Annotated in this window: 11 protein-coding genes and 2 pseudogenes; 11 read left to right on the forward strand and 2 right to left on the reverse strand. The window is 64.2% G+C overall.

The genetic code is table 11. From position 1 onward, the window contains the following. The 9 genes and pseudogenes from WBF82_RS13730 to WBF82_RS13770 form a co-directional block, all read left to right on the forward strand. A pseudogene (locus tag WBF82_RS13730) lies at positions 1-308 on the forward strand (mammalian cell entry protein); the annotation flags it as partial. Next, complete coding sequence (locus WBF82_RS13735; RefSeq protein ID WP_424383567.1) at positions 308-1,615, forward strand: MCE family protein; 1,308 nt, start codon at positions 308-310, stop codon at positions 1,613-1,615. The pseudogene WBF82_RS13730 and the gene WBF82_RS13735, both read left to right, overlap by 1 nt. Beyond that, the gene (locus WBF82_RS13740; protein ID WP_424383557.1) at positions 1,612-2,733 is read left to right on the forward strand and encodes an MCE family protein; all 1,122 of its coding nucleotides are present in this window, start codon (positions 1,612-1,614) and stop codon (positions 2,731-2,733) included. The genes WBF82_RS13735 and WBF82_RS13740 overlap by 4 nt, the downstream gene beginning before the upstream one ends. Position 2,734: 1 nt before the next feature. Beyond that, a complete protein-coding gene (locus WBF82_RS13745; protein WP_424383558.1) occupies positions 2,735-4,240 on the forward strand; it encodes an MCE family protein in 1,506 nt (501 codons plus the stop codon). Continuing rightward, positions 4,207-4,785, forward strand: coding sequence for an Mce protein (locus WBF82_RS13750; RefSeq protein ID WP_424383559.1), 579 nt, complete (start codon positions 4,207-4,209; stop codon positions 4,783-4,785). The genes WBF82_RS13745 and WBF82_RS13750 overlap by 34 nt, the downstream gene beginning before the upstream one ends. A 41-nt stretch (positions 4,786-4,826) precedes the next feature. Further along, entirely contained in the window at positions 4,827-5,423 is a 597-nt protein-coding gene (locus tag WBF82_RS13755) for a hypothetical protein (RefSeq protein ID WP_424383560.1), read from the forward strand. Positions 5,424-5,430: 7 nt separating this feature from the next. Next, positions 5,431-6,333 carry an alpha/beta hydrolase-fold protein gene (locus WBF82_RS13760; RefSeq protein ID WP_424383561.1) on the forward strand — a complete coding sequence of 301 codons (903 nt, stop codon included), beginning with the start codon at positions 5,431-5,433 and terminating at the stop codon, positions 6,331-6,333. 4 nt (positions 6,334-6,337) lie between these two features. Beyond that, positions 6,338-6,814 (forward strand): annotated as a pseudogene (locus WBF82_RS13765) (CAP domain-containing protein); the annotation flags it as partial. Between the two features lie 16 nt (positions 6,815-6,830). Then, complete coding sequence (locus WBF82_RS13770) at positions 6,831-7,214, forward strand: DUF732 domain-containing protein (protein ID WP_424383562.1); 384 nt, start codon at positions 6,831-6,833, stop codon at positions 7,212-7,214. Between the two features lie 219 nt (positions 7,215-7,433). Here WBF82_RS13770 and WBF82_RS13775 read toward each other — a convergent pair whose 3' ends face one another. Next, on the reverse strand, positions 7,434-9,362 hold the full coding sequence (locus WBF82_RS13775; RefSeq protein ID WP_424383563.1) for an acyl-CoA dehydrogenase: 1,929 nt from the start codon (positions 9,360-9,362) through the stop codon (positions 7,434-7,436). 126 nt (positions 9,363-9,488) lie between these two features. Between WBF82_RS13775 and WBF82_RS13780 the strand changes: the two genes are divergently transcribed. Together WBF82_RS13780 and WBF82_RS13785 are read left to right on the forward strand one after the other, a co-directional pair. Further along, on the forward strand, positions 9,489-10,991 hold the full coding sequence (locus tag WBF82_RS13780; RefSeq protein WP_424383564.1) for a CHAD domain-containing protein: 1,503 nt from the start codon (positions 9,489-9,491) through the stop codon (positions 10,989-10,991). Next, the gene (locus WBF82_RS13785; RefSeq protein WP_424383565.1) at positions 10,991-11,734 is read left to right on the forward strand and encodes a ParA family protein; all 744 of its coding nucleotides are present in this window, start codon (positions 10,991-10,993) and stop codon (positions 11,732-11,734) included. The genes WBF82_RS13780 and WBF82_RS13785 overlap by 1 nt, the downstream gene beginning before the upstream one ends. Here WBF82_RS13785 and WBF82_RS13790 read toward each other — a convergent pair. Beyond that, positions 11,731-13,493 (reverse strand): ATP-binding cassette domain-containing protein (locus WBF82_RS13790; RefSeq protein ID WP_424383566.1); only part of this gene is annotated, 1,763 nt, incomplete at its 5' end. The two genes, WBF82_RS13785 and WBF82_RS13790, sit on opposite strands and share 4 nt — an antisense overlap.

The raw sequence follows: 13,493 nt of genomic DNA on the forward strand, positions 1-13,493 counted from the left end.
TCGTCGACCCGGGGGAGGGTCAGCCCGGCCTCCCGCCGTTGCCGTTGCCCTATCCGCGTACCGGACAAGGCGGCGAGCCCAAACGCACGCTGCCCGACGCGATCACCGGCAACCCGGACGAGCAGTCGTGCGGGCCGCTCGGCGTGCCCCTTCCCGGCCCGCGGTGCTATCCCTATCGACAGCCCGCACCTGCTCCGCCGCCCGGCGGACCGCCACCGGGCCCGCCCGCGAGTCCGACACCGGCACCTAAGCCGACACCTGTCTATGTGCCTGCGCCCAACGAAGTGCCAGCCGGCGGGGGACGATGATGCTGACGCGCCGACGCGGCGTGCAGATCGCGACCGGCATCAGTTTGGTCGTGACCCTTTTCGTCGGGATCAGCATGATGGTCACGCCGTGGTGGAAGACAGTCAACAGAAACACCTACACCGCCTATTTCGCCAACACCAACGGTCTCTATACGGGCGACGAAGTGCGAATCCTCGGCGTCGCCGTGGGGACCGTCGAGCAGATCGACCCGCAGCCCAACGCGGCCAAGGTCACCTTCACAGTCGACTCGCAGTACTCCGTACCGGCCGACGCGCGGGCGGCGGTCTTATCGCCTTCGCTGGTGACTGCGCGTGCGATTCAGCTCGTTCCGGCTTACTCCGGCGGTCCGAAACTGCAAGACGGTGCGACCATTCCCGAGGATCGCACTGCGGTTCCGGTGGAGTGGGACGATCTGCGCAAGGAATTGGAGAAGCTGACCGACTCGTTACAGCCCAAGACTCCTGGCGGTCCCAGCGCTCTCGGTGAGTTCATCAATACCTCCGCGGCCAACCTGCGGGGCGAGGGCGACACCGCGCGAGACACGATCATCAAACTGTCGCAGGCGGTTTCGGCACTGGGCGATCACAGCACAGACATCTTCAGCACAGTGCGCAACCTCCAGTTGCTGGTGTCGGCGCTGTCGTCCAGCAGTGATCTGTTGGCCGCGTTCAACCGGAATCTGGCCAACGTCACCACGGTGTTGTCCAATACGCCCAACGAGTGGGCTCAGGCGGCGCAGGGCTTGGACGCTGCGGTGAACGATCTGCGTGGCTTCGTAGCCGACAATCGGGAGGCGCTCGGCACCACCGTCGACCACCTCGCCGCGATCACCACGGCGATGAATGACAGCCGTGGCGACATCAAGCAAACGCTGCACGTGGTGCCGACGGTGTTCCAGAACTTCATGAACATCTATCAACCGGCGCAAAGTGCGGTTACCGGCATCTTGGCGCCGGTGAACTTCGCCGACACTGTTCAATTCCTCTGCGGTGCAATCGAGTCCGCTGCGCGCGTGGGGGCCAAGCAATCAGCCAAGCTGTGCGAGCAGTACTTGTCACCGATCATCAAAAACCGGCAGTACAACTTTCCGCCGATCGGCATTAACCCGTTCGTGGGAGCATCGGCACGCCCCAATGAGCTCACGTACAGCGAGGACAGGCTCAACCCGCACCTACCCCCACCACCGAACGCCCCGGCGCCGCCGGAACCCGCCCCGCTGGGCGCACCCAGCACGCGGTCCGTCGACCCCAGCCAAGGGCTGCAGGGCTTGATGTTGCCGCCGGCGCCGCCGGGAGGTGGCCCATGACGCGGCGCATAGTGGCCGCGGTGCTTCTTTCGTGCTTGTGGGCGGTCACGGGATGTGAGTGGCGGGGCCTTAATTCGCTGAGCCTGCCCGGGACTGAAGGCAACAGCAAGGGCGCCTATACCATCGCGGCGCAGTTGCCGGACGTCGTGGTGATCCAACCCAACACCCGGGTACGTGTCGCCGACGTCAACGTCGGCAATGTCACCAAGATCGAGGTACAGGACTGGCACGCCCTAGTGACCATGCGTATCAACGGCGACGTGCACCTGCCGGCCAACAGCACCGCCAAAGTAGGGCAGACCAGCCTATTAGGATCCATGCACATCGAACTGGCGCCGCCGACCGACGAGGCACCCACGGGCGAACTCAAAGATGGTTCGCTGATTCCGCTTTCGCGGGCCAGCACCTACCCGACCACCGAGCAGACGCTTGCGTCCGTCGCGATTCTGCTCAACGGCGGCGGCCTAAGCCATGTTCAGGAGATCACGCAAGCGTTCGCGACCGCGATGGCGGGCCGCGAGAGTGATCTGCGCAGTCTGCTGAAGCAGCTGGACATCTTCGTTGCACGGTTGCACACGCAGACCGACGGCATCATCACGGCCACTGAGAGTCTCAACTCGCTGGCCGGACAGGTAGCAGCCAAGGATCAGATCGTCGACAAGGCGCTCACCACCATCCCGCAAGCGCTGGCCGTGCTGTCGGATTCGCGAAACAAAATCGCCGACGCGATCGATGCGCTCGGGAAATTCAGCGCGATTACCGCCTCGACGATCAACCAGACCAAAGAATCGTTCACCAAGAACTTCCGTAACCTCGCACCGGCGCTGCGAGAACTGGCCAACGCCGGACCCGCCCTCACCAGGGGTCTGGATTTTCTGTCGACCTACCCGTGGGTCAAGAGCACGGTTCCCAACTGGTTTCGCGGTGACTTCGCCAACATCAGCCTCGTCATCGATCTGACATTGAGCCGGATCGACAGCGGTATCTTCACTGGAACCAGATGGGAGGGCAACCTCACCGAACTCGAATTGCAATGGGGTCGCACCATCGGGCAGATGCCAAGCCCCTACACCGCCGCCAATCCGCTGATCGCGCCCTACCACTTCGGGGGGTACTAGCATGGCGCGTTCGAGCACGCTGCGGTTGTCCCGTCGACTGTGGACACAGTTGGCGATCCTTGCGTCGATCACCGTCATCGCCGTTGGCGTAATGGCATTCGGTTTCGTCAAGGTGCCCGCACTGTTGGGAGTTGGGCGATACCAGGTCACGGTCGATCTTCCCGCGTCAGGCGGTCTTTACCCGACGTCGGTAGTGAACTACCGCGGCAGCGAAGTCGGCATCGTGAAGTCCGTTGACGTCACGCGTGACGGCGTTCGTGCCCTTCTCTCACTCAAGTCGGGCATCGCGATTCCGTCGAATGTGACGGCCGCGGTGCACAGCCGTTCGGCGGTCGGCGAGCAGTTCATCGAACTGACCCCGCACTCGGGCACAGCACAAAACACCGGGCCGAAGCTGCGCGACGGCGATGTCATCCCGGTCGGCAGAACCCAGATCCCCGTCGATATCGGATCGCTGCTCGACACCACCAACAAAGCGCTGCAGGCGATCCCACAGGACAATTTGCACACCGTGGTCGATGAAGCCTCCAAAGCCGTCGCAGGACTGGGACCGGAACTCTCACGTCTGGTCGACGGAGGCACGGCGCTGGCGATCGAGTCCGGTAAGACCAAGGATCAATTCGCCAAACTGATCGACCAGTTCCCGTCTGTCGCCAACTCCCAAGTGCGGACCTCGGATTCGATCGCGAGCTGGGCCCGGCACCTGAACTCGATCACCAGTCAGCTCAAGGCGCAGGACACGGCTTTTGCGGATCTGCTCAGGGTCGGCGGCCCGACGCTGGATGAAGGCACGGCGCTATTCGACCGGATTGCGCCCACTTTGCCGGTGCTGCTGGCCAATCTGGTGAGCCTGGGCAAGATCGCGGTGGACTACCACAACGATCTCGAGCAGCTGCTGGTCCTCTTCCCGCAGGGAACGGCCGTGATGTCGGCGATAGCTGAGCCGGACTCCGACAGCAAGCAGGATTACAAGGGTGTCTATCTCGATTTCAACCTGAACCTCAACCTGCCGCCCCCATGCAACACCGGATTCCTGCCGGTTCAGCAGCAGCGAATTCCCTCCCGCCAGGATTACCCTGACCGGCCGGCCGGCGAGTTGTATTGCCGCGTTCCGCAGGATTCCGCGCTGAACGTCCGGGGTGTGCGCAACACTCCTTGCGAGACCAAGCCCGGCAAGCGTGCCCCGACGGCCGAAATGTGCGAGAGCGACGAGCGATACGTGCCGCTCAACGATGGCTACAACTGGAAGGGCGACCCCAACGCAACGCTCAGCGGTCAAAATGTGCCGCAATATCCGCCGGGCAAGGATCCTCGGAGCTTGCCCCCGCCAGTCAGGCCGGCGCCGCCAGGCGCGACGCCACCCCCTCCACCGGTTGCTGTCATTCCCTACGATCCAGCCACCGGCAGCTATGTGGCCCCCGACGGGCGCACTTACACCCAGTCCGATCTGGCCGACGCCAGGAAAGGCAAGACATGGCAGAGCATGCTGATACCGCCGGGCCAGTAGACGAACCGGCAGAGGATTATGATGCCGCGGCGAGCGCTAAATTACCTGCGCGGCGGAGGTTTTCCGACACCCGGCTCTCGATCTCAGCGGGACTTGTCGTCATCGCGGCACTGGCCGGTGTGGGCGGCTGGCTCGGATACCGGGTCTACCAGGACCGCGAGGCGCAAGCGCAGCGCAATCTCTACGTGCAAGTCGCGCGTCAGACCGCGGTCAACCTCACCACGATCGACTACACCGAAGTCGATGCCGACATCAAGCGGATCCTTGAATCGGCGACGGGCAACTTTTTCGACGACTTCCAAAAGAGATCGCAGCCGTTCGTCGACGTCGTCAAGAAGCTGCAATCGAAGTCGGAGGGCACCGTATCCGAGGCGGCGCTGTTGTCCGAGACGAAAGATCAGGCCCAAGTTTTGGTTGCGGTATCGGTGAAGACGACCGTTGCCGCGGCACCACCAGAACAAGAACCGCGGAGATGGCGGATGCGCATACGTGTTCAGCAAACCGGCGATGGCGCAAAAGTGTCGAATGTCGACTTCGTCCCGTGAGCAGCCGGACAGCCGCGACAGCACAGGAGGGAGACGCCGCAATGGACGTTGATCCCGTCGACGAGATCGACGAACGGATCGACGACGAAGCCGAGGCGGCCGACGAGGCAGATCTCTTCGACGCGGAAGAGCCGACGGCCGAACGAGGTTCGCATTTCTCGTGGACGCGCATCGTGGCTACCGGCGTGCTGCCGGCGCTGGCGTTGTTGCTCGCCCTGGGAGATGGCTACCTGAAGTGGCTCGACGGGTCGGAGCGCGCGTCGCGGACGGCGGCTGAGGCGTCGGTCAAGGCCGCCACCGACAGCACCATCGCGATCCTGTCGTATCACCCGGACACCGTGGACCGGGACCTGACCGGATCAGCTGGCCGCCTCACCGGTGGCTTCCGCCAGCAGTACACACAGCTCGTCACTGACGTCGTTGCCCCCGGCGCCAAGCAGCAGCACATTTCGGCCGTCGCGACAGTGCCGGCCGCGGCTTCGGTATCGGCGACCGAAAGCCACGCAGTGGTATTGGTTTTCATCGATCAGACCACCACTATCGGCAACGATGCACCCACCCAAACCACCTCCAGTGTGCGCATAACTCTGGAAAGGGTCCATGATCGATGGCTTATCTCGCAGTTCGATCCGGTGTGAGGCGAATATGAAAACCCTATCGAAGTTCCTCCGAGTGCTCGGCGCCGTCGTGCTCGCAACCGGATTATGGTGCGCCACCACGACGTCCGGTTCGACTGCGAGAACCGCAGCGGCCAACTTCGAGAGCCTGATGGTGCCGTCGGCTGCGATGGGTCGCGATATCCCGGTTGCGTTCCTGGCCGGCGGCCCGCACGCCATCTATCTACTCGATGCGTTCAATGCGGGCCCCGACGTCAGCAACTGGGTCACGGCGGCCAATGCGATGAACACGCTTGGCGGCAAGGGGGTTTCGGTGGTAGCTCCTGCCGGCGGTGCCTACACCATGTACACCGACTGGGAGCGAGACGGCAGCAGGCAATGGGACACGTTTCTGTCTCACGAGCTACCTGACTGGTTGGTCGCCAATAAGGGGCTGGCCCCCGGCGGCCACGGCGTCGTCGGTGCCTCGCAAGGCGGCTACGCCGCGGCGGCGCTGGGAACCTTCCATCCCGACCGATTCCGCTACGCCGCATCGCTGTCGGGATTCCTGGCGCCCGAACGCACCGGGGTAGACGGCACGATCACCGCGGGCCTGAAGCAAGGCGGTGTCGACAGCGACAACATGTGGGGAGCACCTCAGCTGGGCCGGTGGAAGTGGCATTCGCCGAACCAGAACATCCAGCAGCTGGTAGACAACAACATTCGGCTCTGGATCTACAGTCCAGGAAGCGGAGCGCCGAGCGACATGGCCGCGATGATCGGCTATCCGGATATCGCGCAAGGGACCAACGCAACCTTCTACTCCCACTATGGAGACGCCGGCGGCCACAACGGCCACTTCGATTTGGGCCGCGGCGGAAGCAACGACTGGGGGACATGGAGCCAACAGCTGGCTGCCATGTCCGCTGACCTCGCAGCGAATATCCGCTAGTGCCATGACCGTCCGGGCTACGAGTCGCCGTCTTGCATGGACCCTGTCGATACCGTTGGCGGTCATCGCCGCACCGGCGGCGACGGCGGACAACTCGCGGCTCAACAACGGCGTCGTCGTCAACGTCGACACCGTCAAGAAACACGCCGGCTGCAGCACTGACTTGCATATCAACCCACAGCTGCAGGCGGCCGCGCAGCGGCACACGATCGATGTGCTCAACAATCGTGCCCTCGACGGTGATATCGGGTCGGACGGATCGACGGTGCAAGACCGGGCCCGCGACGCAGGCTATCGCGGCCCGGTCGCCGAGACGGTTGCAATCAACCAATCGCTGGCCATCAATGACCTTGACATCATGGGCAATTGGTTCAACCGCCCCGACTACTACGCGATCATGTCGAACTGCGCCAACACCCAAATCGGGGTGTGGTCAGACAACAGCTTCGATCGCAGTGTCGTCGTCGCGGTGTACGGGCAGTAGGAGGTTCCGTCAGATGACCGTGTCACCAGGCATGAAGCGCGGTAGGCCGCTGGCGGTGCTCATTGCCGCCGCGGCGTTGGGCGGCGGCGTGCTCACGCCGGCACCGCGGGCGCATGCGGTCCCGGCGCCCGAAGTGGAGTTCATTTACGACATCACCGTGCGGCGGCAATACAGTTTCGCCAACGCGACCGACGCCCTCAACTACGCCCACGGCATCTGCGACAAGCTCAGCAACGGCGCCAGCTATGCCCAAGTGATGGGCGATGTGAAAAATGATGTGCGACCCAACGACGAGTACGCGGCCAACTACCTGGTGTCCAACGCGGTGAACATCTTCTGCCCTGCCCAGATCTGGCAGCTACGCAATTCGGCGGGCAACTACGTGCCGCCGCAGTGAGTACTACCCGTCCAGGTCGGGCGCGTAGGAGGGCGGCGGGTAGACACCCCTGAGCAGCCACGCATACGCCGCGAGGCCGTATTCCAGCTCGTCGCTGGCGTCGTAGTCCGGGTTGGGATTCATCTGGTCAATCCTCCGCTGTGGGCTTGAACGAACACGCTTTCATGGCTCAATCGATCCCGGAAGCCTTTTCCTTCGAATGATTCTAACGTTGCCGGATCAGACCGGCAGATTCTCCGGGTGCAGCATCTCGGCGTAACGGCACGGCTCGGGGATGCCGAATCCGTCGACCAGTGTTTGCGCGTGGGGCCGCAACAACCGGCACCGGTCGTTGATACCGCGAGTCACTGCTTTCGCGCGCTCGGTGGACAGGTAGCGGTGCTCGACGAACCACGCTTTGTCATCCTCGATCACCGACAATGCGTACAGGTCGCAGACCAGCCCGAGCACCTCGTGGGCGTCGTCGTCTTCGCACGACTCGATTCCGGCGACGAACGCCTCCAGCACTACCCGATCGATATGGCCCTGCGCGGCATGCAGCACATGATCCTGTACGGCATTGAACGCATCGAACTCCGACATCTCTTTGGCCTTGCCCTGTAACCGGCGCGCCACCGAGGCGATCAGGTATGCCTCGCGGTCCTCGAACATCTGCACCTGGGTGCCGCGGTTGAACAGGCTGCCTTCCTCTTCGTTGTCCTGACGGGCGTCAACAATGGTTTGGATAATCGTTTCTGCCGCAGTGCGTTTCAGCACCCGCTCACCGGCGAAGTTGGCCGCGAACCGGACCCAGTCCACCGGGCTCATGCTCTTGATGTCGTCGGCGTAGGCGGTCAGCAACTCCTTGGCCACCAACTGGGTCAGCACATGGTTGTCGCCTTCGAAAGTGGTGAACACGTCGGCGTCGCCGCGCAGCGCGATCAACCGGTTGTCGGCCATGTAGCCGGCCCCGCCGCATGCTTCCCGGGCTTCTTGTATCGCGCGGCTGGCGTGCCAGGTATTGGCGGCTTTGAGCCCGGCGGCCCGTGACTCCAGTTCTCGTTGCTCCTCGGCGTCGGGGGCATCTGCAGTCTGTAGATCGTGACACCTGGCCACCAGCTCGTTCTGCGCGAACTGCAACGCATACGAGCGCGCGATCAACGGGAAAAGCCGGCGCTGGTGCACCAGGTAGTCCATGACCAGCACTTCGCCGTCCTCGTCGGGGGCACTGAACTGCTTGCGCTGCAACGCATACCGGGTAGCGATGTCCAACGCCACTCGTGCCGCGTTGCCTGCGCTGCCTCCGACGCAGATCCGCCCGCGGATCAGGGTGCCGATCATGGTGAAGAACCGGCGGTTGGGGTTTTCGATCGGTGAGCTGTAGCTGCCGTCAGCGGCCACATCGCCGTACTTGTTCAGCAGGTTCACCCGGGGCACCCGGACGTGGTCGAAAACGATGCGGCCATTGTCGACGCCGGGCAACCCGCCCTTGTACTGGCAGTCCGACGTGGTCACACCCGGCAGGTCGTTGCCGTCCGCGTCGCGGATCGGCACCAACAAGCAATGCACGCCATGGTTGACCTGCTCGCCGTCCTCGGCGGTGATGAGTTGGGCGAATACCGCTGCAATGGTGGCGGTTTCGGCGGCACCGCCGATGTAATCCTTGCGGGCCGTCGGTGTTTCGGAGTGGATCACGAACTCTTCGTTAGCGGCGTCGTAGGTCGCGGTCGTTTCAAGGGATTGGACGTCGCTGCCGTGTCCGGTCTCGGTCATCGCGAAACAGCCACGCAGTTCGAGGTTGATGATCTTTTTCACATACGCCTCGTGGTGGCGTTCGGTGCCGAGGTTCTCGACGGCTCCGCCGAACAAACCCCATTGCACGCCCGCCTTGACCATCAAGGACAGGTCTGACATTGCGAGCATCTCGATCATCGTGATCGCCGCCCCGACGTTGCCGGTACCGCCGTGCTCTTTGCGGAAGCCGTCGTCGGCTGCGCCGGCCGCGGCCATGATCTTCATTTGTTCGGCCACCTTGGTGCGGGCGATCACTGTGTTCGGTGTGTAGTGCGGACGGAAGACCTCGTCGGTCAACCTCTCCCGCATCTGGTTCTTCACGTCGCGCCAGCGTCCGTCGAGCGTATTGCGCAGGTGTTCCGCAGTGGTGGTCATACCCGACGGTAACTCGCTGCCGGGACCGCCGGTGTGGGCTCCGCGATGTCGCCCGTTTTCAAATGCACCGGGCATTTACCCGCAATGGCTATCATCTTGCGGTCGGTCGTCGAGAGAAGGGACGCCATGGGCCAGGTTTCCCGCGCCTTCAGCAAGCAGGGCGCGGTTGACGTCGAGGCTGTCCAGGCCGCGCTGCTCCCGCACTTCGCCCTGGCCGCCGGACCGCAGCGATCCGTTGCCCACATCTGGCTGGACACCTTCGATTGGCGGCTGCACTCGGCGGGGATGTCCCTCGAGTACCTCGACGACGGCCCACTGATACTGCAGCTCCCGGACGGTAGCCGGTTGCAGGGACCTCGGCCCCGGAAGTGGCCGGCACTGCTGCCCGACATGCCGGCTGGGCGGCTGCGCGACGCGTTGGCCCCGATTGTCGCGTTGCGGGCACTGCTGCCGGTCGTCACCGTGCGGCGTGCCGTGCAGGAGAGCCGGGTGCTCAACGCCGACGAGAAAACTGTCGCCCGGCTGCTGACCGAAAGCGCCGACGACGGCAGCAGCCAGCTGCAGGTGCAGCCATTGCGCGGCTACGACGTGGACGGCGATCGGATCGCTCGCCTGATGGGCGGCGTCGATGGGCTCACCGCCACGACAACGACGCCCTACGACGATGCGCTGGCGCTCGCTGGTCGCAGTCCCAGCGACCGTGAGCAGGATCCCGCGGCGCAGCTGCGTCCGGAAACGCCTGCACCGGTGGCTATTCCTCAGATGCTCGCGCAATTCGCGGGGGTCATCGACGAAAACGTCGACGGCACGATTGCGGCGATTGACACCGAATTCCTGCACGATCTGCGAGTGGCGGTGCGGCGCACCCGATCGATTCTCAAGCTCGCCGGCGATGTGCTGCCCGCGAACCTGGCCGAGCGATTCCAGCCCGAGTTCAAGTGGCTTGGCGATCTGACCACGCCGGTGCGCGATCTGGACGTCTATTTGCTCGAGCTCGACAGCATGGCCGCCAGACTGGCGTCGGCCGATCCACGCGACCTCGATCCGTTCCGCTCGTTCTTGGTCCGGCATCGCGCTACCGAACGCCGCCGCTTGGTGCGCGGGCTGCGGTCTCGTCGCTTCGAGCAGGTGATGAGCGACTGGCGCGCAGCGCTGGCGCAGCTGACCGCTGAGGCCAACGGCGGGCCGGCGACCGGGGCATTGGCCCGCAAGCGTATCGACCGGGCATTTCGGAAGGTGGTGCGGCGCGGCAAACGGATCACCGCCGACTCGCCGAGCGAGCAGGTGCATGAGCTGCGCAAGCGCTGCAAGGAATTGCGCTATCTGCTCGAGGTATTCCGGCCGTTGTGCGCCGACGCGCCGTATCGTCCGGTGCTCAAAGAGCTCAAGGCGTTGCAGGACACGCTGGGCGACTTCCAGGACGGCGAAGTGCAGCGTGAAGCCGTCCGGGAATTTGCCGCGGCGATGATGGAACAGGGTGCCGCGCCGCCGGCCACCGTGCTCGCAATGGGGGAACTCGCTGCGCAGCTCGACGCACATCAGCTGAAGGCGCGGGGGGCGCTGGTGGGTCGGCTGAAGCCGTTCCTGGCCAACGAGAATCGCGCCCGGGTCAAGGCGATGGTGCGCTGATGAAAATCTATGCGACCTACAACATCAAGGGTGGTGTCGGTAAGACGTCGGCCGCGGCCAACCTTGCGCATCTGGCCGCGCGCAGCGGATACAACGTGCTGCTGTGGGATCTCGACCCGCAGGGTGCGGCCACTTATCTTTTCCGGGTCCGAGCCAAAGTCAAGGGCGGCAGCCGAGCGCTGGTCGACGGTTCGCGATCGCTCGACGACGCAATCAAGGCCACCGATTTCGACGGACTTGACTTGGTGCCAGCCGATTTCCGCTACCGCAATATGGATTTGCAGCTTGACGACATGCAGCGGCCGACCCGCCGGATTCACCAGCTGCTGCGTCCGCTCGACGACGAATACGATGTGGTCTTCCTCGACTGTCCGCCGAGCATTTCGCTGTTGTCGGAAAACGTATTACATGCCGTCGATACGCTGCTGGTGCCGATGATCCCGGCCACGCTATCAGTGCGCACATTCGACCAATTGTCAGGCTTCGTCAACGATTTCGATGGCCGCCAACCGGAGGTGCGTGCATTCTTCTCGATGGTGGACGGGCGCAAGCGGCTGCACCGCGACCTCATGGCGCAGTTGTCGGCCGAACGACGGGGGATCTTGCGAACGGCCATCCCGGCACTGTCGATCATCGAGCAGATGGCCGAACAACGGGCGCCGGTGACAGCGTTCGCTCCCTACAGCGTCGCGGCCAAATGCTACGAAGCGCTCTGGCATGAGGTAAACGGCGCGATCAGCTAAGGCGTCGATCCTTGCGATTCACCTTGTGCGACAGAAGCTTTGGATTGATCACTTCGCCGCGCCGGCCGCCTCAGCCGCCAGCGCAACCACCCGGTCGCCACTACCCCTAAACCGATCAGCACCGCCATGTCGAACAACCACCGACCGGTTGAGTGTGTCCACGAATCATCGGAGGTGGCCAGCAGATTGACTGCGGGCACGTCGACGGTAGAGGCGGAGGCGGCAAGCCCCCAGCGGGACGGCACAAACCACGAGACCTGCTCCAGACCGAACCGGCCGGCGATGGGGAACAGCGCCCCGGCGAACACCGCCGAGATCAGCACGATCAGCACGGCCGTCAGAAGGATCTGCTCGACGTAGCTGGCCAACGATGAGAGAGCCAGCGCGACCATCGCCGAGACGATGGTGGTGATGGCCAGGATCACGAACAGCTCGAAACCGGCCGCAAAGCCGGTATCGCCGAGCAGCACGGCGCCTTGAGTGGGCGCGCCTTTGCCGACGGTGGCGGCGGTGGTCATGATCGCGGCCGCCACGATGGCAACAATGCTGTAGACGATGACCTTGCCCGCCAAGAACGCCGACGCCGATAGACCGTTGGCTTGCTCGTGGCGGAAGATGCGCCGTTCGCCGAAGAGGTCGCGGATGCCCAGCGCAGTGCCGATGACGACGGCGCCAATGGTGAGCAGGGCAAGGATTTCGACGGCTTCGTCGGGACTGCCGCCGTACGGGTCGGCCGGCCCCAGACCGGCTTTGCCGGGCACCAGCAACGAGATCGCGCCGAACAACACCGGCAGGATGGTCAGGAAAATGAAATACCGCTGAGCGCCGACCATGAGCCAGACCTGTCGACGCACGGCGATGAGGATTTGGCGCCACCGGCTTACGTGTGCCACCGAAGTCCGCGCCTCAGCCGACGGTTCCGGTGCCGGCGGGGGCTCCGGCTGGCGGGCCAGATACGCGCCGTGCGCGCCATACGGATCCGCGCTGAGCCGCGCGATGATCTCCGCCCAATCGGTGGTGCCCAGCTGCGCACCGATCTCCGCGGGGGGTCCGGCGAAGGCCGGCGTGCCCATCCCGGTGAGCAGCACCACTTGGTCGCAGATGTCGATATCCGCCGGCGACGTGGTTGCCACCACAACAACACGTCCCTCGTCGGCGAGTCGCCGCAGCGTCGCCCTCATTTCGTCGTGCGCGGCTGCGTCGAGTCCGGCGGTCGGCTCGTCGAGGACAAGCAGTGAGGGCTCGGTCAGCAGCTCCATGGCCATCGATGCGCGCTTACGCTGTTCGCCGGTGAGGTTGCCGACCTGGGCGGTGCGCAGCAAGCCCAAATTCATCTGGTTGAGTGCCCGATGCACACTTTGGCGGCGGAGATCAGCGGATGTGTCAGGTGGCAAACGTAATTCAGCGGCATAGCCCAAGGCTTGTTCGACGGTCAGCGCGGGATGCAGCAGGTCGTAGCGCGGCACGACTCCGATGCGCGCTCGCAGGTGATCGGCCGCCACATCGTGACCGCCGAAATGGACTATGCCGACACTCGGTTGCACCGTGCCGCCCACCACGTCGACCAGAGCAGCCGTGCTCGCCTCCGAGTGTCCGATGACCGCGGTCAGCGTTTGCGGCTCAGCGGTGAAGGACAGGTCCGCCACCACCTGCTCGCCGTCGACGCTGAGCCGCACCCGGCGTGCCTCCAGCGGACCGGCGATCGTGGTCGGTGCCGGGGTGGGAGGGTCGGTTGGCTCGTCGGTCGGCTGGTCCAAAT

The sequence above is a fragment of the Mycobacterium sp. genome, assembly GCF_049673265.1.
Lineage (GTDB): Bacteria > Actinomycetota > Actinomycetes > Mycobacteriales > Mycobacteriaceae > Mycobacterium.